An 18,613-nucleotide genomic window follows, 5' to 3' on the forward strand; every position below is an offset into this window, starting at 1 on the left:
GCCGAGTGCCCGCTCAGCCGTCGAGTTTCGCCTTCGTGTAGGCTTTCAGTCCTCCCTGTTCGACGAGCGACTGGAGGAACTCGGGGAGCGCCTCCGCCTCGTAGGTTTCGTCTCGCGTGTGGTTCGTCACGACGCCCGCGTCGAGGTCGACGTGAATCTCGTCGTCGTCCTCGATGACGTCCGCGCCGGGGCAGATGAGCACCGGCAGGCCGAGGTTGATGGCGTTGCGGAAGAAGATGCGCGCGAACGACTGCGCGACGACCGCCGAGACGCCCGCGCCGACGAGCGACAGCGGCGAGTGCTCCCGCGACGACCCGCTGCCGAAGTTCTCGCCGGCGACGACGAAGTCACCGGGTTCGACCGACTCGGAGAACTCGGGTCTGAGGTCCTCGAAGGCGTGGGTGGCGAGTTCGTCGGGGTCCGACGAGACGATGAATCGCGACGGCGTTATCTGGTCGGTGTCGATGTTGTCGCCGAAGACCCACGCGCGACCGGGTTCGGCGGGGTCCGGGCGGCCGCCGTCGCCGGCGAACGCGTCCGTCATGGCAGCACCTCCGCGAAGACCGTGTCGTCGTAGCGTTTCGTCTCGACCTCGCGGGGGTCCGTGATTTCGCCGTACAGCGCGCTCGCGCCGACGGTCGCCGGACTCGACAGGTAGACCGACGACTCCATCGACCCCTCGCGGCCGGGGAAGTTCCGGTTCGCCGTGGCGAGACAGACGTCGCCGTCGCCGAGGACGCCCTGATGGTAGCCCGCACAGGGGCCACAGCCGGCGCTCTGGATGACCGCGCCGGCGTCGGTGAGCGTCTGGAAGACGCCCGTCTGGAGCATGTGCTGGTAGACGGACTTCGAGGCGGGGACGACGACCAGCCGGACGTTCGGGGCGATGGTCTCGCCTTCGAGGATGTCAGCGACGACCTTGATGTCCTCGTACCGGCCGTTCGTGCAGGTGCCGACGAACAGCTGGTCGATTTCGGTGCCCGCGACCTCGGTCACGTCGACCGCGTTCTCGGGGTTCGACGGCTTCGAGACCTGCGGGGCGAGGGCGGCCGCGTCGTAGCTGTGGACCGCCTCGTAGTCGGCGTCGTCGTCGGAGACGAACGCGTCCCCGAGGTCGATTTCGTTCCCGGTCTGGCGTTCGAGGTACGACTCGGTGCGCTCGTCGGGCGCGACGAGGCCCGTCTTGCCGCCCATCTCGATTGCCATGTTCGACAGGACGAGGCGCTCGTGAATCGGGAGCGACTCGATGGTACTCCCGGCGTACTCGGCGGCCATGTAGGTACAGCCGTCGAAGCCCACGTCACCGATGAACCGAAGGATGAGGTCCTTCGCGTAGACGCCGTCTCCGAGGTCGCCGTCGACCTCGAAGCGGAGCGTCTTCGGGACGCGGAACCAGAGTTCGCCCGTCGCGAGCGCGGTCCCGAGGTCGGTCGAGCCGACGCCGGTCCCGAACGCGCCGATGCCGCCGTAGGTCGTCGAGTGGGAGTCCGCGCCGATGACGAGGTCGCCGGGGCCGACGAAGCCCTCCTCGACGAGGACGGCGTGGCAGATGCCGTCGCCCACGTCGAACTGGTGTGCGCCGTGTTTCGCCGCGAACTCGCGGACGGCGTTGTGGTTGTTCGCGGCCTGCACCCCGTCTGCGGGGGCGTGGTGGTCGATGGTGAAGACGGTGCGGTCGGGCGCGAACAGCTCGCCGTCGTCGCCCGTCACCTCGTCGAACGTCTGGAACGCGAGCGGCCCGGTGATGTCGTGGGCCATCGCCACGTCCACGTCGGCCTCGACGTAGTCGCCGGCGCGGGCGTCGGTGCCCGATTTCTCCGACAGCAGCTTCTCCGCGAGGGTCTTGCCGGCCATCTCAGTCCGCCTCCCCGTCGGCCGCGACGGTGTCGAGGACGCCCTCGACGGTGCCGCCCGCGAGGACGTGACTCGTCAGGCCGAGGCCCAGTCGGTCGGACACGTCGTGGGCGGCCGCCTCGATGCGGCCGAAATCGACCCCGTGACCGACGCCCATGCGTTCGAGCATCTGGACGAGGTCCTCGGTCGGCGTGTTGCCGACGCCGGACATGTCGCCGGGGAGGACGACGCCGCCGCCGAGGCCGCAGACCGAGGCGTCGAAGCGGTCGACGCCGACGGCCATCGCGGCCAGCGTGTTGGCGAGGCTCATCCCGTTCGTGTCGTGGAGATGCAGGCCCATGTCGAGGCCGGGGTGGGCTTCGAACGCGGCGGTGAACCGCTCCGTGATTTCGACGGGGTTGGCGAGGCCCATCGTCGTCGCCAGCGTCACCTCGTCGACGCCGGAGTCGACGACGCTGTCGACGACCGCGAGCGTCTCCGCGGGGTCGATTGCGCCCTCGTAGGGGCAGTAGAAGCTCGTTCCCATCCCGGCTTCGACCTCGATGCCGTGGTCGTGGGCGAGGTCGACGATGTCGTCCATCTCCGCGAGCACCTCCTCGCGGGTGCGGTTCTGGTTTTTGCTCGTGTAGGTCTCGCTCACCGTGACGAGCGCGTTCACCTTGTCCACCTCGGCCTCGACGGCGCGCTCCATGCCCCGGAGGTTGGGGACGAGCGCCCGGTAGGTCACGCCGTCGCGGCGGGTGATTCGCGTCGCCACCTCGTCGGCGTCCCGCAGGGTCGGGACGGCCTTCGGGTGGGTGAACGACGAGAGCTCGATTTCGTCCACGCCGGTGTCCGAGAGGGCGTCGATTATCTCGACTTTCTCGTCGGTCGGGACGAACTCGTCGAGGCGCTGGAACCCGTCGCGAGGCAGCATCTCGACGACGTGGACGCGCTCCGGAAGCGAGTCGAGGAGGCTCATATCACGTCCTCCGCTTCGAGGTCCGAAAGCACCGACTCGTCGTAGCCGAGTCGGTCGCGGTAGACCGCGTCGTTGTGTTCACCGAGCGACGGCCCGAGGTGGTCGACCCGCCCCGGCGTCTCCGAGAACTTCGGGAAGGCGTTCTGGACGACCGCCTCGCCGAGGTCCGGGTCGTCGACCGTCAGGAACGCCTCGCGCGCCGCGTAGTGTTCGTCGTTGAGGATGTCCTCGACGTTGTAGACGGGCGCGAGCGTCGCGTCGGCCGCCTCGAACGCGTCGAGCACCTCCTCGCGGCTGTGGTCGTCCATCCAGTCTTGGATGATGGCGTCGAGTTCGTCGACGTGTTCCAGTCGGTCCTCGTTGGTCTCGAACCGCGGGTCGTCCTTCAGGTCGGGGCGGCCGATGGCGTCGAAGGTCCGTTCTGCGAGCGGTTGGGCGCTCGCGGAGATGGCGACCCAGCGGTCGTCGCCCGTCCGGTAGACGTTCCGCGGAGCCGACGAGGTCGAGCGGTTGCCCGACCGCGACTCGATTGCACCGAGTTGGTCGTAGCGGAGCGGTTGCGGCCCGAGCAGGCCGAAGATGGGTTCGATGAGGCTCGTGTCGATGTACTGGCCGCCGCCGCCGTGGACGTCGCGGTGGTAGAGCGCGAACATCACCGCGAACGTCGAGAACAGCGCCGCGATGTTGTCTGCGAGGCCGGTCGGCGGGAGCAACGGGGGCGAGTCGGGGAAGCCGTTGAGGTAGGCGAAGCCGGACATGGCCTCCGCGAGCGTCCCGAATCCGGGGCGCTCGGAATACGGGCCGGTCTGGCCGAAGCCGGACAGCCGGAGCATCACGAGGTCGTCGTTGACCTCGGAGAGGCGCTCCCAGCCGACGTTCCAGCGTTCGAGCGTGCCGGGTCGGAAGTTCTCGATGAGGAGGTCGGCCTCGCCCACGAGGTCCTCGAACACCGCCGCGCCCTCGTCGGTGGAGATGTTCAGGGTGATAGACTGCTTGTTCCGCGAGAGGTACTTGTGCCAGAGGCCGACGCCGTCTTTCTGTGGACCGAAGCGGCGGATGTGGTCACCGAACGCCGGGTGTTCGATTTTGATGACCGTCGCCCCGAAGTCGGCCATGAAGCGGCCGACGGTCGGGCCGGATATCATCGACCCGGCTTCGAGGACGACGAGGCCGTCGAGTGGTCCGTTCGTGTCGTTCGTCATGTCGTGTGTGTCTTCTCGTTCTGTGTCGCGTGTGGTGGTCGTCTGGTGGTGCGTGTTCGCGTCCGCGTGCCCGGTCGCGTGTGGTGGTCGTCGGTGTGCCCGGTTCCGCGTGGCCGGTCAGTCCGGGTCGTCGGTGGGGTAGGTCGGTCGAGTCGGTCGAGCCGGTCGGATGGTGGCTCCGGCCGTCCGACGGGGTCACACCGGCCGGTCGATGTGGGTTCCGTACCCTTTCGTGCCGACGATGTCGCCGTCGTCGTAGGCGAGTTCGCCCTTCACGACGGTCTGAGTCGGCCAGCCGGTGACTGCTCGGCCCTCGTAGGGGGAGTAGCCGCTGACGCTGTGTAACAGTTCCGGCGTGACCGTCTTCGTCTCGTCGAGGTCGACGACGGCGAGGTCGGCGTCGCTGCCGACCCTGACGGTTCCCTTCCTCGGGTAGAGATTGAACGCCTTCGCCGCGTTGGTGCTCGTCACCTCGACGGCGCGTTCGAGCGAGATGCGGCCCTCGTTGACGCCCTCCGAGAGGATGAGCGGGAGCATCACGGGCGTCGAGGGGAACCCGAGCAGGCTGTCGCGGATGCCCTCGCCGAACTTGTTCTCCGCGAGGTTGGCGCAGTGGTCGGTGCCGATAGTCGAGACGGTGCCGTCGGCGAGGCGCTCCCAGAGCGTCTCTTGGTCGGCTTTCGACCGAACCGGCGGGTTGACTTTCATGCGCTCGTCGCACTCCTCGGTGGTGAGCGCGAGGTAGTGGATACACGTCTCGCCCCACGCCCGGTAGCCCGCGTCGTGGAGCGCGGCGAGTTCGTCGGCCGTCTCCCCGGCGGAGATATGGACCGCGTAGAAGCGGTCGTCGTAGCCGTGGACCTTGGCGAGCGCGGCCCCGGCGACCATGCTCTGGGTCTCGGCGTAGCCGGGGAACTCCTCGACCATCACCTCGTAGCCCTCGTCGGCGTCGGCGTCGGTGTCGTCGGACTCGGAGGTGACGTAGACGTTGCCGCCGGCGAGCGCGTTCGTGATTTCGACGTTCTCGGAGTGGTAGCCGAGCGTCGTCGGCACGTCCTGTTCGGCGAGTTTCCGCACGAAGGCGTCGCCGAAGTCGTCGTGCATGTCGCAGTCGACGCCGAACTTCTCGCGGGCGGCGTCCTTATAGTTCATGTACCACTTGAACGTCGTGATGCCGAACTCCTCGATGATGGCGGGAATCTCCTCGACGTGTTCCATCGAGAGCAGGCCGAGCGAGAAGAAGTAATCGTGGTAGTAGTTCGGCTCCGCCTCGTCGAAGTAGCCCGGCATGATGTCCTCGTAGGCCCCCGCCCGGCGGAAGTAGTTCCCGATGGTGGTCACGCCGCCGACGAGGTCGGACTTGGACTCGGACTCGGCGTCCGCCTCCAGTCCGCGGTAGATGCCGTGGTGGGTGTGCGGGTCGATCGCGCCCGGCAGCACGTGCTTGCCCGTCGCGTCGATTTCCGTCTCGCCCGAGAGCGTGCCGGGCGCGGCGACGGCGGAGATTGTCTCGCCGTCGGCCGCCACGTCGGCCGCGAAGCTGCCGTGTTCGGGCGTGACGACGGTGCCGTTCGAGATGACGAGGTCGTGGGTCATAGCGTCTCGACCCACTCTTCGACCGCCTCGGTCTCGAGCACCTCGGCGTACTTCATCCACAGGTCGAGGAGGCCAATCTTGTGCGACGCCTCGATGCGGTCGAAGATGCACTCCTGCGGCAGGACGACGCTGAAGCCGTTCTGCTTGGCGTCGACCGCGGTGGCCCGGACGCACCCGCTCGTGGAGTTGCCGACGATGATGACCGAGTCGTGGCCGCCGCGGACGAGCCGCGAGAGCAGGTCGGTCCCGTAGAACGCCGACGCGTAGGATTTGTCGACGACGGCGTCGCCCTCCTCGGGCGCGACCGGGTCGACGATGTCGAGGTCGGGGTGGTCGGGGTCGTCGTAGCTCGACGGGACGACCCGCGTGTACGTCACCGGAAGCCCCTGCTCCCGCGCGAAGTCGAGGAACGGGTCGATGTGCTCGATGGCGTCCCACGCGATGTCGCCCATCGCGGTGCGATACTCCTCGACGGCGTCGAGGATGGGGGCGTTCTCGCCGACGATGAGCCGCTGCATGTCGATGACGAGAACCATCGGGTTCTCGCCCATGCCGCGGGACTCCCACGACGAGGCGCCCTCCTTGTCGTAACCAGCCTTCGTGATGACCTGTTTATCCTGTTCGGATAGCAGGTCCTCCCAGATACGGTCTGTCATGACTCGCTTCGCCTGAGATGCGGTGGCATCCAGCATAAAAGTACGGCACGGTCCGCCGGCGTCATGTTACGGGGCGAACACCTCCAGCGTCCGCGCCACCCACTCGCGGTCGACGCCGGCGGGCGCGCGGACGACCGGGAGGTCGACGCCCATCTCGCGGAGTTCGACGAGTCGCCCCCGCACGTCGTCGGGCGTGCCGACCAGCGCCACGAGGTCGAGGAACTCCGCCGAGAGTTCGCGCGCCCCGGCCTCGGTCGTCGGCGCGGCGCGGACCGCCTCGACCTCGTCGGCAAAGCCGGCCTGCTCGGCCGCGCGGTCGTAGTAGCCCGGCACGTCCCGCAGGTAGTAGGCGACGTGTTCGGCCGCCGCCCGCCGCGCCTCGTCGGGGTCGTCGTGGACGGCCGTGAGGACGTACATCGCCACGTCCACGTCGCTCGGGTCGCGCCCGGCGCGGGCGGCCCCGGTGTCGAGCCATTCCAGCGCCGCCTCGAACTGCGGTCGGGGATAGAGGTTCGGGAGCCAGCCGTCGGCGACCTGCCCGGTGAGTCGGACGTTCGCCGGGCCGAGCGCGCCGTTGTAGACGGGTATCTCCTCGCGGACGGGGTCGAAGGCGTCCCAGAAGCTCGTGCGCTCGGGCGAGAAGAACTCCCCGTCGAAGGAGTCGGCGTTGCCGCGGAGGTAGCGCCGGACGAGTTCGACGTACTCGTGGAGGCGCGACAGCGGGCGGTCGAAGGGGACACCGTGGAACGCCTCGACGACGCCGGGGTGGGCGACGCCGAGGCCGAGAATCGCGCGCCCGTCGGAGTGGTCGTCGAGCGTCGCCGCGGCCGCCGCGAGCGCCGCGGGCGTCCGCGAGAACACGTTGACGATGCCCGTCGCAAGGCCGATTTCCTCGGTGTGGACGGCCCAGCGTTCGAGTTTTCCGAAGGCGGTCTTGCCCTGTCCCTCGGCGGCCCACGCCGACTCGTAGCCGAGTTCCTCGGCGCGCACGACGAGCGAGGGGTCGTCGCGAAGCGCGAACAGAACCGCGGTTCGGTCGCTCATTCCTCCGCCGAGTTCGCGGGCGCGTCCGCGACCGGAACGACGCCGTCGACCGCGAGGTCGTTCCAGATGTCGAGGCGCTCGATGAGACCCCGGCGGACGACGTAGATATCGACGTAGCGAACGTCGGAGAACTCCGAACCGTCGTTGGCGACGCCGTAGAGCGACCCGACGCTCACGACGGTGTCCCCCGCCTCTATCCAGCGGTCGAACTCCTTTGCCGCCCACTCGTAGCGCGGTTCGAGGTGCGCGAGGAAGTCGTAGGCCGCGGTCGGTCCCTCGAACGTCGCACCCGGCAGGGAGATGACGGCGTCCTCGGCGAACAGGTCGCCGACGGTGTTCCGGCGGTCGTCTCCCATGCGGTCGAAGAACTCCTCGACGATGTCTCGTAGCGAGTCCATGCGGTATGGGGTGTTCTCGACACACATAGTTTTTCACTCCGATATTCCTGACTATCTGTTATTCCTGAACGTCCGAGACGGAGCGACAGCGGACGACGCAACGGCGAACGATATGCAACAGCAAGCGATGATGCAACAGCGAGGGATTCTACTCACGCACGCACCGCTGAGACCGGCGGAATCGGGAGGTTCGTTGGGACCGCCACCGCCGGAGGCGGTAGTTTTACGATAGAGTCTACCTAGCAGAGTGCATGGACGAACTAGCCCGGCGGACGCCGAGCGACGGCGTCGCCGAAGTCGTCTCGGTCGACGACATCGAGTGGGACATCGACACGGACGTACTCGTCGCAGGCGGCGGGGGAACCGGCCTCGTCGCCGCGCTCGCGGCCAGCGAGAACCCCGACGTTCGCGTGACGGTGCTGGAGAAAGCGCCCGAGTGCGGCGGCAACACGTCGCTGTCGACGGGGATGGTCCCCGCGGCGGGGACGCGCCTCCAGCGCGAGGTCGGCATCGAGGAGACGCCCGCGGACATGGCCCGAGACATCTTGGAGAAAAACGACTACGAGGCCGACGAGGAGCGCGTCCAGTACCTCTGCGAGGAGAGCGCGAACCTCATCCACTGGCTCGTCGACGACTGGGACATCACGCTCCACATCGTGGACGACTTCAAGTATCCCAAGCACTCCGAGTACCGGATGCACGCCCCGGAGGGCCGAAACGGCGAGAACCTCGTCGCCGAACTGGTCGAGCGCGTCGAGTCGACGCCGAACATCGAACTCCTGACGAACGCGCCCGTGAAGCGACTGGTCGCGGAGGACGGCGCGGTTCGGGGCGTCGTCGCCGGCCTCGGCCACGACGAGGCCATCGAAGCCGAGAAGGTCATCCTCGCCACCGACGGCTTCGCCGGCAACCGCGAGATGGTCACCGACTACTGCGAGGAGGACGTCGAGCGGGCGCTGTACTTCGGCGCGGACGGCAACACCGGCGACGGCGTCCGCTTCGGCGCGGAGTTCGGCGGCGAACTCGCCTGCATGGACGCCTATCAGGGCCACGCGACGGTGGCGAGCCAGACGGGCGTGCTGTCGACCTACGCGGTCACGATGAACGGGGGCATCCTCGTGAACCGAGACGGCGAGCGCTTCGGCGACGAGTCCGCGGGGTACAGCGAGTTCGCCATCTCGGTGCTCAAACAGCCCGGCGAGCAGGCGATTCAGTTGTTCGACGAACGCATCTTCGAGAAGCTCCGCGGGCAGTTCGAGGACTTCGACGACGCCATCGAGCGGGGGACCTACCACACCGCCGACTCGGTCGCGGCCCTCGCGGAGCGACTCGGTGCCGACGGCGAGGCCGCCGCGGAGACGGTCGCCGCCTACAACGAGGCGGCCGCGGCGGGCGAGCCGGACGAAGTCGGTCGCGTCGACGGCGCGAGCCCGCTGGAAGCGCCCTTCTACGGGGCCAAAGTCACCGGCGCGCTCTTCCACACGCAGGGCGGCCTCGTCGTCGACGAACACGGGCGCGTCCTCCGAACCGACGGGAGCACGGTGGAGAACCTCTACGCCGGGGGCGGCACCGCCTGCGGCATCAGCGGCCACGGAGCGGGCGGCTATCTCTCCGGCAACGGGCTGACGACCGCGCTCGGCTACGGCCGCCTCGCCGGCATTCACGCCCGCGAATCGCTCGACTGACGCCGCGGCGGGGTCACGGCCCCGGAGTAGAACAATCGAAACGACTCGTTTTCGACTCAATTTGCCGACCCGTACTTGATTCGTTGCAGGAATATCCACAGAACGTGACAACACGAGTACGGGAGGATTTATTACAGTAGGCACTAACCTCGATACCGATTGCCATGGGTAAGACTCTCAAGTCTTCGACGAGCAACAGGCGACGCTTCCTCAAAGCAACGGGCGCGAGCGTCGCGGCACTGACACTGGCCGGCTGTGCGAGCGACGACGCCGGAAACGGCGGCGGGTCGGGCGGCGACTCGGGCGAGTCCGGCGGCGAGACGGGCACCGCGACGGGGACGCCCGAACAGTCCGTCGACGAGGTCGTCATCGGGTCGAACCACCCGCTTTCGGGCAGTCTCGCCGCGACGGGCGTCGGGATGAGCAACGCCATCAAACTCGCCGCGATGCGGAAAAACGAGGAGGGCGGCATCGAGTCGCTCGACGGCGCGGAAGTGACCGTCATCGAGGGCGACAACCAGGGCGCACAGGAGCTCGGCGGACAGGTCAGCGAGGAACTGCTCAGCGAGGGCGCGGACGTCCTCACCGGCTGTTACTCCTCGCCGGTGACGACGGCGGCGACGCAGGTCGCGGAGCGACAGGGTGTCCCGTTCGTCATCTCAATCGCGGCGGCGGACAACATCCTGCAAGGCCGCGACTTCAACTACGTCTACCGGCCCCAACCCCCGGCGCGCCGATTGGCGAGCGACTACGCGGACCTCGTGCCGTCGGTCATCCGCGACGACGGCGGCACCATCGACACGGCGGGGCTGTTCTACATCAACAACAGCTACGGGCAGGCGATTCGCGACAGCCTCCGCGAGTTCCTCCCCGAGCAGAACGTCGAAATCGTCGAGGAGACGGCCATCGAGTTCGGCGCGTCGAACGCCAACACGCAGGTGTCGCGGCTCCGGAGCGCCGACCCCGACACCATCATCGCCACGACGTACGTCGCCGGCGGCGTCCTGCTCGCACAGGCGTTACAGGACCAGGACTACCGGCCGCCGTACCTGACCGCCTCGGCGTCCGCGACGTTCACCGACGACGACGCCGTCAGCGACATCGGTGAGTTCGCGAACGGCGTGCTGGACAACAACTACGCGCTGAACCCGACGGTCGACAAGACCGCCGAGGTGCGCTCGCAGTTCCTCGACAACTACGACCAGGAGTTCTCGGCGTCGGTCGGGATGTCCTACACCGCGGCCGAGGTCATCATTCAGGCGGTCGAAGAGGCCGGCAGCGTCGACCCCGACGACATCAACGAGGCGCTCATGGGGCTCAGCTACGAGGACCACATCTCCGCGATGGGCGCAATCGAGTTCGACGACCAAGGCGAGAACGTCAACGCGCTCGGGCCGGTGAACCAGGTCCAGGACCTCTCGGTCAGAGTGGTCTACCCCGAGGAGTACGCGGAGGCCGAACCGCAGGTCTAACCGCGACCCGCGACCGCCGTCACGTCAACGAACCGTCTCGAAAGATAGCCACCTTTTATGGGGGTTGCCAACAATTCCCGAGCGTAGAAACCGCATGGGACACCTAGTCACATCGGTCGCGCCGCTGCCGCTCCAGGGCGGTGGCCTCGGCCGATTCATCGACCCGTTCGCACAGTTCCTGACCGACATCACCAATCTGGAGCCCGTCCTCCTGCAGCTGATCGCGTTCGGCCTCCTGCTCGGGGGCGTCTACGCGCTGACGGCGCTGGGGCTGACGATGATATTCGGCGTGATGGACGTCATCAACTTCGCCCACGGCATCTTCCTCGTCGTCGGGATGTATTCGGTGTGGTTGGTCTCCGAGACGGCCGGCATCAGCCCGTTTCTCGGCATACCCATCGCCGCCGCGGTGCTGTTCGCCCTCGGGGTGGTCGTCCACATACTCACGGTCGAACCCATCATCGAGGCCCCCCAGCAGAACCAGCTCATCGCCACGCTGGGCGTCCTTTTCATCATCCAGTCGGCCATCGAAATCGTGTTCACGCCCGACCCCCAGCAGGTCGAACTGTCGCTCGGGTCGGTGCAGGTCGGCGACGTGTTCATCCCGCTCGGACAGTTCTACGCGCTCGTCATCGCGCTCGGGACGATGCTCGCCGTGCGGGCGTTCCTGAACCGGACCGACCTCGGCCGGAAGATTCGCGGCACGGCCGACAACCGCGACGGCGCGCGCTACGTCGGCATCAACGTCCGCCGAATCAACTACCTCACCTTCGGCATCGGCGCGGCGTTGGCCGGCGTGGCCGGCGGCTCCATCGCGCTGTTCCAGCGGTTCGACCCCTTCACGGGCGAGACGTACCTCATCAACGCCTTCGTCATCGTCATCCTCGGCGGCCTCGGGTCGTTCCCCGGCGCGTTCGTCGGCGGCCTCATCGTCGGGATGATTCAGGTGTTCGGGGGCTACTACCTCCCCGGGACCACCGCGCAGGTGCTCATCTTCCTGCTTTTCATCGGGACGCTCCTCGTCAAGCCCGAGGGCCTCTTCGGAGGTGCTGAGGCGTGAGCGCAATCGAGTCCGTCCGCGACCGCTACCGGACGTTCGACGACCAGCGGTACGCCCCGCTGGTGAAGGGCGTCGGGCTGTTCGGCCTGCTCGCGGCGCTCCCGACGATTATCGAAATCGACGTCGCCGGGATGGAACTCGCGGCGCTGTTGAGCCTGAAAGTGCTCATCCTCACGGTCATCTACGCCTACACGGCGCAGGCGTGGAACATCATGTCCGGCTACACCGGGCAGTTCTCGTTCGGGCACGCGGCGTTCTTCGGCGTCGGCGCGTACGCCACGCAGGCGCTCGTCGTCGATTTCGCGGTGAACCCGTGGGTCGGCATGCTCGTCGGCGGCGTGATCGCGGCGGGGTACGGCCTCGTCATCGGCGCGCTGTCGTTCCGCTTCAACCTACAAGGCCACTACTTCGCGCTGGCGACGCTGGCGTTCGCGGAACTGCTCCGCTTCGTCGTCACCAACATGTCGGAGCTCCGCGGGGCCAACGGCTACTTCAAGCCGTTCCCGCGCGACTACGGCGCGGAGTACGGCCTCGTCGCCTTCCAGTTCCAGAACGACCTGCCGTACTACTACCTCATCGTCGGCTTCCTGCTCGTCGTGACGCTCGTCTCGTGGGTCATCAAGAACTCGTGGGTCGGGCTGTACTTCTTCGCCATCCGCGAGGACGAGCGGGCCGCCGCCAGCGTCGGCGTGCCGAGCTTCCGGTACAAGCTCATCGGCGTCGCCGTCAGCGCCTTCTTCACCGCCCTCGGCGGTGCCTACTGGTCGATGTACTTCAACACCATCCGCCCCGACACCGTGTTCGCGCTGTTCAAGAACGTCGAACTGCTCCTCCCCGCCGTCGTCGGCGGCCCGGGAACGCTTTTGGGCCCCATCGTCGGCTCGTTCATCGTCACGCCGGTCAGCGAAATCGCGCGGACGACGTTCTCCGACATCAACGGCCTCGACCGCATCATCTACGGCGCGTTCCTCGTGGCCATCGTCATCTACTCGCCGCGCGGCGTCGTCAGTTGGCCGAGTCAGGCGCGCGCCCTCTGGACCCGCGTCCGCGGCGACGAGGAGGTGAGCGAGTGATGTCGGCAGACGAGACGAACGCGCAGAGCGTCGACGACCCGGACGCCGACATTGACCGCGACGGCGAGCGGATTCTGTCGGTCGAGGGCGTCGGCAAGCGCTTCTCCGGCCTGCAAGCGCTCGACGACGTGGACATGACCGTCAACCGCGGCGAGATTATCGGCCTCATCGGGCCGAACGGCGCGGGCAAGACCACGCTGTTCAACTGCATCAGCGGGGCGTTCCCGCCGACGAGCGGGACCGTCAGACTCGACGGCGAGGTCATCTCCGGCCTCCCGGCGCACAAAATCGCGCGGGCGGGGCTGGCGCGGACGTTCCAAATCACGCGTCCGCTGGAGGAGCTGACCGTCGTCGAAAACGCGATGGTCGGCGCGCACATCCACACGCGCCGCCGGAGCGAGGCGCGCGAAATCGCCATGGAGAACCTCGAATTCGTCGGGCTCGCGGACAAGGCCGAGGAGGAGGCGGGCGAACTCACCGTGGGCGCACAGAAGCGCCTCGAACTCGCCCGCGCCGTCTCGACGCGGCCGGAAATCCTGCTTCTCGACGAGATTATGGCGGGTCTCACCCCGTCGGAGTCGAACCAGATGCTCGACCTGTTCCGCCAACTCCGCGAGCGCGGGACGAGCCTCCTCATCATCGAACACGACATGAAAGCCATCATGAACATCTCGGACTACGTGAAAGTGCTTGACCAGGGGAAGGGCATCGCCTTCGGCGCGCCCGAGACGGTGGTCGAAGACGACCGCGTCATCGAGGCCTACATCGGGGGGTTCGACGTCGATGCTTGAACTGCGCGGCGTCCGCGCCGGCTACGACGACATCGAGGTGCTCCACGGCGTCGACATGCACGTCGACGAGGGCGAAATCGTCGCGCTCATCGGCTCGAACGGCGCGGGCAAGACCACGACGATGCGCACCATCTGCGGCATCCTCTCACCGAGTCACGGCGAGATAACCTACCGCGACGAGGCGATTCACTCGAAGGCGTCCCACGAAATCGTCGAGCGCGGCATCGTGCAGGTCCCGGAGAACCGCGACCTGTTCACCAACATGACCGTCATCGACAACCTGCTTCTCGGCGCGCAGACCGAGGAGGCGAAGGCGCACCGCGAGGAGAACCTCGACGAGATGCTGGAGCTGTTCCCCCGGCTCGCGGAGCGCAAAAACCAGCGCGCCGGCACCATGTCCGGCGGAGAACAGCAGATGCTGACCCTCGCTCGTGCGCTCATGGGCGAACCCGACCTGCTCATCCTCGACGAGCCGTCTATCGGTCTCGCGCCGCACCTCGTCCAAGAGGTGTTCGACGTCATCGAGGACATCCACGCGCAGGGCATGACGGTGCTCATGGTCGAACAGAACGTCCAGCAGACGCTCAAGCTGGCCGACCGCGGCTACGTCATGGAGAACGGCCGTATCAGCATGACCGCCGACGGCGACCAACTCCTCGAAGACGAGGGCGTCGTCGAGGCGTACCTCGGGGTGTGAGATGGCCGACGAAGCGCTCGCGTCGTTCGTTTCCGACCTCGACCGGGCCGACCTTCCCGGGTCGGTCGCAAACCGCGCGTCCCTCGTCGTCGCCGACACCATCGGGGCGGTGCTGGGCGGCGCGTCGGACCCCGCGGTCGCCGCGTTAGCGCGCCGCTGGGCCGACGAGAACGGCGGCGAATCGACCGTCATGGGAACCGCGGGCGAGCGGACCACCGCGTACCGCGCCGCGTTCGTCAACGCGGCCGCCGGGAGCGTCCTCGAACTCGACGAGGGCCACCGCTTCGCGGCCGGTCACCCGGCGATTCACGTCCTGCCCGCGCTCCTCGCGGACGGCGAGTCAGCCTACCGCAGCGGCGACGAGTTCCTGACGGCGTTCGTCGCCGGCTACGAGGCGGCGGTCCGCGCCGCCGAGACGGTGGTCCCGCTCGCGGACGGTCTCCACCCGCACGGCGTGTGGGGCGGCGTCGGGACCGCCGCGGCCGTCGCCCGACTCCGCGGCCTCGACGCCGAGACGACGCTCGACGCGATGCGAATCGCGGCGAACTACGCCCAACACACCCGGTTCGAGGCGGCCACCGAGGGCGCGACCGTCAGAAACGGCTACGTCGGGATGAGCAACCTCTCGGGGCTGCTCGCGGTCGACCAAGCCGAATCGGGGTTCACCGGCCTCGACGACGGCGTGGCCCGACACCTCGAACCCGTCGCCGCGGACGGCCCCGACCGGAGCGCCCTCGCGGACGGCCTCGGCGAGCGCTGGGAAATCGAGCGCGGCTACTTCAAGGTCCACGCGGCCTGCCGCTACACCCACGCCGCCCTCGACGCCGCGGCGCTCCTCGTCGAGGAGACGGGCGTCGGCGCGGCCGACATCGACGCCGTCACCGTCGAGACGTACCCCGCCGCGGCGGCGCTGTCGGAGCCGGCACCACAGAACGCCTTGCAGGCGAAGTTCTCGGTTCCCTTCGCCGTCGCCTCGGCGCTGACGACCGGCGAGACCGGCAAGGAGGCGTTCACCGACGAGGCGCTGACGAAGACCGCGCTCGGGTTCGCCCGGCGCGTGGACGTGGTCGCCACCGAGGAGTTCGCGGCCCGCGCACCAGACGAGCGCGGCGCGCGCGTCACCGTCGAGACGGCCGATGGCGAGCGGTACGCCCGCGAGGTGCGCGCCGCCCGGGGCGGCGAACACGACCCCGTCACCGAATCGGAACTCCGAGCGAAGTTCGACCGACTCGTCGCGCCCGTCATCGGTGACGGCGGCGTCGACGGCCTCTGGACCGCGGCGACCGAGCCCGCCGCACCCCGCGTGCTCTGCGCCCTCACTCGGGCCTGAGCACCCCGACACTCACTGAGACCACTGAGACCACTGAAACCATGATTTCACACGAGCCAGTCAGAGACTGGGAACGACAACTGTACGGCTTTCTGACCGACGAATTCCCCGACGACGTGCGCGCGGACGGCGAGCGAATCGTCGCGGACGTACTCGCGGCGACCGTCGCGGGAGCGGCCGCGCCCCAACACGCGGGCGTCTTCCGCGACGCGAAACTGGCCGACGGCCCGGCGTCCGTCCTCGGGACCGACCGCCGGGTCGACCCGTCGCAGGCGGCGCTGTTGAACGCGACGGCGGCGATAACACAGGAGATAGAGGAGGGCCACAACCGCGGCGGCCACGTGGGCGCGAGCATCGTCGCGGGCGCGGTCGGCGTCGCCGAGGCCAACGACGTCGACGGCGAGACGTTCGTCGAGGCCTGCGTCCGCTCGTACGAACTCTGCGCGCGCTTCGAGTACGCCATCTTCGCCATGAAGGCGCGGATGAACGAGGCGATACCGTGGCTCGTCCGCGACCCGCACTCGACGTGGACGACGCTCGGCCCGGCGCTGACCGCCGCCGTCTGCGCGGGGCAGTCGCCCGACGAGGTGCGCGAGACGGTTCGCACCGCGCTGAACCTCGCGGTCGTCTCCATGCACGACCCCTTCGCGGAGGGCGCGCCGTCGCGGAACGTCACCGCCGGCTTCTCCGCGCAGGCCGGCGTGAGCGCCGCGACGCTGACCGCCGTCGGCCTCCGCGGGTCGCCCGCGGCGATGGAGGCCGTCTACGACCCGTTCGAGACGCTCCTCGCGGACGGCGAGTTCGCCGCGCTGTTCGACTCGCTCGGCGACGACTGGTGGCTCACCGAGGCCTACCAGAAGCCGTACCCGTCGTGTCGCTACACCCACACCCCGCTCGACGCGCTTCGGGACGCCGGCGCGGACGACCTCGCGCCCGACGACGTGGACCGAATCGACGTGTACACCTACCGAAACGGCGTCGATATGAGCCACGCGCGGCCCGAGACGCTCACCGCGGCGAAGTTCTCGACGCCGTACGTCCTCGCCCGCTGGGTCGCGGACGGGCGCGTCGAACTCGACGACTTCCTCGACGACGCGCTCGACGACGAGGCCGTACAGGCGCTCTCGGAGCGCGTCCACCTCCACGCCGACGAGGCGTTCGAGCGGGCCTTCCCCGACGACTGGGGCGCGCGCGTCGAAGTGACCGCCCGCGACGGGAGCCGCTACGTCGGCGAGCGCGAGTACCCCCGCGGCGACTCCCGCGACCCGCTGTCGGAGTCCGACCTCACCGCGCGCAACCGCGCGTTGCTCGCGTTCGGTCTCGGTGAGGACGCCGCGGATGCGGCGCTCGACGCGCTCTCGTCGGTCGGGGCGAACCCGGTCCGCGAGACCGTCGCCGCGCTGACGCGGCGATAAACCGAACACTCGTTCGTTCAGTCCGAACGAGACGGTAACAATTATTACCGCACTCGATTAGTGATAACTATGAACACGGACGGAAACGACGCGGCGGGAACAATCGGCGCTACGAAAACCTCGTTCGGCATCGTCGAACACATCAGAGACCACGACGCGAGCGGGGTGTCGGAGATTGCGAACGGCCTCGGCATCTCGAAGAGCACGGCTCACAACCACCTCAAGACGCTCGCGGAACTCGGGTACGTCGTCAGGCAGGGCGACGAGTACGCGCTGGGCCTGAAGTTCCTCGACCTCGGCGACCACGCCCGGACGCGACACGCGCTGTACCACGCCTCTATCGGCGAGATGGACGACCTCGTCGAGGCCGTCGGCGAGCGCGGACAGGTGATGGTCGAGGAGAACGGCCGCGGCGTCTACATCTATCAGGTGAAATCCGAGCAGGGCCTCCAGACCGACTCGCACATCGGGACGACCGTCGACCTCCACACCACGTCGGTCGGCAAGTCCTACCTCGCGTTCTGCGACGAGGAGCGTCGAAACGAGATACTCGACGGCGAACTGACGCGCCTGACGACGAAGACGATAGACGACCGCGACGCCCTCGAAGCCGAGTTGGCGACGATTCGCGAGCGCGGCTACGCCTTCAACGACGAAGAGCGCATCACCGGCATGCGGGCGGTCGGCGCGCCGATTCTCTCCGACGACGAAACCATCCTCGGCGCGATTAGCGTCTCCGGCCCGACCACCCGGATGAAAGGCGAGTGGTACCACACGGAGGTCCCGGAAATGGTGACGCAGGCCGCCCGCGTCATCGGCATCCGCGCGACGTACTCGTAATCGTCTCGCAGTGGCGAACGTCCGTTCGGCTGTGCTGTATTTCGTGCGATATTTGACGGTTGACGTGCTCGACATCCGGTGTCCGGAGACCGAGTCGACCGAGCGCGGAATCAAATTACACACATACGCTTGTAACGCACTTCCGAGAGAGCCGGCTCCGACATTCGTAATACGGGGCGACTATCTCGCGAGGCGGTGGCTTCGAGGCGAGTCACTTCCGGCAGACATATAAGAAAAACGAGTACAGCATAAACGTTGATAATTCTTCTCACCGCGGGCATCAAAAACGCGAGAAGAGCGGGCCAGTCAACCGTAGCAACACGACTGAGACCGACGGAAGAATCATGTTCGTTAACCTGAGATAATCGCCACAGACGACCTTCAAACGGCGTTATTGTGGCATTGAGTCCACGACAGCATCACTGGTTCATCCCCGTATATTAGACGCTGAACGTCCGTTCGATTCGCTTCGCCACGCGGCCAGTCATGGGTAGACGGATGAATAAGTGAATAAATATATATGCAGATATATCGGGGGA

At 67.6% G+C, this 18,613-nt stretch carries 17 protein-coding genes; 9 read left to right on the top strand and 8 right to left on the bottom strand.

Going from position 1 to position 18,613, the window contains the following annotated elements; genetic code table 11:
* Positions 1-13 precede the first annotated feature (13 nt).
* The 8 genes from HVO_RS04380 to HVO_RS04415 all read right to left on the bottom strand — a co-directional run bounded on the left by HVO_RS04380 (position 14) and on the right by HVO_RS04415 (position 7,711).
* Complete coding sequence (locus tag HVO_RS04380) at positions 14-544, bottom strand: 3-isopropylmalate dehydratase small subunit (RefSeq protein ID WP_004040925.1); 531 nt, start codon at positions 542-544, stop codon at positions 14-16.
* Positions 541-1,854: a 3-isopropylmalate dehydratase large subunit gene (locus HVO_RS04385; protein WP_004040926.1), complete on the bottom strand. Its 1,314-nt coding sequence runs from the start codon at positions 1,852-1,854 to the stop codon at positions 541-543. Before HVO_RS04385 ends, HVO_RS04380 begins: the two co-directional genes overlap by 4 nt.
* Before the next feature lies 1 nt (position 1,855).
* Entirely contained in the window at positions 1,856-2,815 is a 960-nt protein-coding gene (locus HVO_RS04390) for a hydroxymethylglutaryl-CoA lyase (protein WP_004040927.1), read from the bottom strand.
* The gene (locus HVO_RS04395) at positions 2,812-4,017 is read right to left on the bottom strand and encodes a CaiB/BaiF CoA transferase family protein (protein WP_004040928.1); all 1,206 of its coding nucleotides are present in this window, start codon (positions 4,015-4,017) and stop codon (positions 2,812-2,814) included. Before HVO_RS04395 ends, HVO_RS04390 begins: the two co-directional genes overlap by 4 nt.
* Positions 4,018-4,212: 195 nt before the next feature.
* A complete protein-coding gene (locus tag HVO_RS04400) occupies positions 4,213-5,613 on the bottom strand; it encodes a dihydroorotase (RefSeq protein WP_004040929.1) in 1,401 nt (466 codons plus the stop codon).
* Positions 5,610-6,269, bottom strand: coding sequence for an isochorismatase family protein (locus tag HVO_RS04405; RefSeq protein ID WP_004040930.1), 660 nt, complete (start codon positions 6,267-6,269; stop codon positions 5,610-5,612). Before HVO_RS04405 ends, HVO_RS04400 begins: the two co-directional genes overlap by 4 nt.
* A gap of 66 nt (positions 6,270-6,335) precedes the next feature.
* On the bottom strand, positions 6,336-7,313 hold the full coding sequence (locus HVO_RS04410) for an LLM class flavin-dependent oxidoreductase (RefSeq protein ID WP_004040931.1): 978 nt from the start codon (positions 7,311-7,313) through the stop codon (positions 6,336-6,338).
* Positions 7,310-7,711: a nuclear transport factor 2 family protein gene (locus tag HVO_RS04415; protein ID WP_004040932.1), complete on the bottom strand. Its 402-nt coding sequence runs from the start codon at positions 7,709-7,711 to the stop codon at positions 7,310-7,312. The genes HVO_RS04410 and HVO_RS04415 overlap by 4 nt, the downstream gene beginning before the upstream one ends.
* Before the next feature lie 251 nt (positions 7,712-7,962).
* Here HVO_RS04415 and HVO_RS04420 point away from each other — a divergent pair, with 251 nt between their 5' ends.
* From HVO_RS04420 to HVO_RS04460, 9 genes are all read left to right on the top strand, one after another.
* Complete coding sequence (locus HVO_RS04420) at positions 7,963-9,396, top strand: FAD-dependent oxidoreductase (protein ID WP_004040933.1); 1,434 nt, start codon at positions 7,963-7,965, stop codon at positions 9,394-9,396.
* Between the two features lie 164 nt (positions 9,397-9,560).
* Positions 9,561-10,868, top strand: a complete 1,308-nt coding sequence (locus HVO_RS04425) for an ABC transporter substrate-binding protein (RefSeq protein WP_004040934.1) — start codon at positions 9,561-9,563, stop codon at positions 10,866-10,868.
* A 94-nt stretch (positions 10,869-10,962) separates the two neighbouring features.
* Complete coding sequence (locus HVO_RS04430; RefSeq protein WP_004040935.1) at positions 10,963-11,928, top strand: branched-chain amino acid ABC transporter permease; 966 nt, start codon at positions 10,963-10,965, stop codon at positions 11,926-11,928.
* A complete protein-coding gene (locus HVO_RS04435) occupies positions 11,925-13,001 on the top strand; it encodes a branched-chain amino acid ABC transporter permease (protein ID WP_004040936.1) in 1,077 nt (358 codons plus the stop codon). The genes HVO_RS04430 and HVO_RS04435 overlap by 4 nt, the downstream gene beginning before the upstream one ends.
* A complete protein-coding gene (locus HVO_RS04440) occupies positions 13,001-13,792 on the top strand; it encodes an ABC transporter ATP-binding protein (protein WP_004040937.1) in 792 nt (263 codons plus the stop codon). The genes HVO_RS04435 and HVO_RS04440 overlap by 1 nt, the downstream gene beginning before the upstream one ends.
* The gene (locus HVO_RS04445; RefSeq protein WP_004040938.1) at positions 13,785-14,489 is read left to right on the top strand and encodes an ABC transporter ATP-binding protein; all 705 of its coding nucleotides are present in this window, start codon (positions 13,785-13,787) and stop codon (positions 14,487-14,489) included. The genes HVO_RS04440 and HVO_RS04445 overlap by 8 nt, the downstream gene beginning before the upstream one ends.
* Before the next feature lies 1 nt (position 14,490).
* Positions 14,491-15,819: an MmgE/PrpD family protein gene (locus HVO_RS04450; RefSeq protein WP_004040939.1), complete on the top strand. Its 1,329-nt coding sequence runs from the start codon at positions 14,491-14,493 to the stop codon at positions 15,817-15,819.
* A 41-nt stretch (positions 15,820-15,860) separates the two neighbouring features.
* The gene (locus tag HVO_RS04455; RefSeq protein WP_004040940.1) at positions 15,861-17,234 is read left to right on the top strand and encodes an MmgE/PrpD family protein; all 1,374 of its coding nucleotides are present in this window, start codon (positions 15,861-15,863) and stop codon (positions 17,232-17,234) included.
* A gap of 69 nt (positions 17,235-17,303) precedes the next feature.
* Positions 17,304-18,074 carry an IclR family transcriptional regulator gene (locus HVO_RS04460; protein WP_004040941.1) on the top strand — a complete coding sequence of 257 codons (771 nt, stop codon included), beginning with the start codon at positions 17,304-17,306 and terminating at the stop codon, positions 18,072-18,074.
* Positions 18,075-18,613: the final 539 nt, after the last annotated feature.

It is taken from the genome of Haloferax volcanii DS2 (genome assembly GCF_000025685.1).
In the GTDB taxonomy this organism is placed as follows: domain Archaea; phylum Halobacteriota; class Halobacteria; order Halobacteriales; family Haloferacaceae; genus Haloferax; species Haloferax volcanii.

Coding starts and splice junctions, on each gene's coding strand:
- HVO_RS04385 (WP_004040926.1), bottom strand. CDS start 1,854: ATGGCCGGCAAGACCCTCGCGGAGAAGCTGCTGTCGGAGAAATCGGGC.
- HVO_RS04455 (WP_004040940.1), top strand. CDS start 15,861: ATGATTTCACACGAGCCAGTCAGAGACTGGGAACGACAACTGTACGGC.
- HVO_RS04390 (WP_004040927.1), bottom strand. CDS start 2,815: ATGAGCCTCCTCGACTCGCTTCCGGAGCGCGTCCACGTCGTCGAGATG.
- HVO_RS04380 (WP_004040925.1), bottom strand. CDS start 544: ATGACGGACGCGTTCGCCGGCGACGGCGGCCGCCCGGACCCCGCCGAA.
- HVO_RS04460 (WP_004040941.1), top strand. CDS start 17,304: ATGAACACGGACGGAAACGACGCGGCGGGAACAATCGGCGCTACGAAA.
- HVO_RS04420 (WP_004040933.1), top strand. CDS start 7,963: ATGGACGAACTAGCCCGGCGGACGCCGAGCGACGGCGTCGCCGAAGTC.
- HVO_RS04440 (WP_004040937.1), top strand. CDS start 13,001: ATGTCGGCAGACGAGACGAACGCGCAGAGCGTCGACGACCCGGACGCC.
- HVO_RS04415 (WP_004040932.1), bottom strand. CDS start 7,711: ATGGACTCGCTACGAGACATCGTCGAGGAGTTCTTCGACCGCATGGGA.
- HVO_RS04445 (WP_004040938.1), top strand. CDS start 13,785: ATGCTTGAACTGCGCGGCGTCCGCGCCGGCTACGACGACATCGAGGTG.
- HVO_RS04395 (WP_004040928.1), bottom strand. CDS start 4,017: ATGACGAACGACACGAACGGACCACTCGACGGCCTCGTCGTCCTCGAA.
- HVO_RS04405 (WP_004040930.1), bottom strand. CDS start 6,269: ATGACAGACCGTATCTGGGAGGACCTGCTATCCGAACAGGATAAACAG.
- HVO_RS04430 (WP_004040935.1), top strand. CDS start 10,963: ATGGGACACCTAGTCACATCGGTCGCGCCGCTGCCGCTCCAGGGCGGT.
- HVO_RS04400 (WP_004040929.1), bottom strand. CDS start 5,613: ATGACCCACGACCTCGTCATCTCGAACGGCACCGTCGTCACGCCCGAA.
- HVO_RS04425 (WP_004040934.1), top strand. CDS start 9,561: ATGGGTAAGACTCTCAAGTCTTCGACGAGCAACAGGCGACGCTTCCTC.
- HVO_RS04410 (WP_004040931.1), bottom strand. CDS start 7,313: ATGAGCGACCGAACCGCGGTTCTGTTCGCGCTTCGCGACGACCCCTCG.
- HVO_RS04450 (WP_004040939.1), top strand. CDS start 14,491: ATGGCCGACGAAGCGCTCGCGTCGTTCGTTTCCGACCTCGACCGGGCC.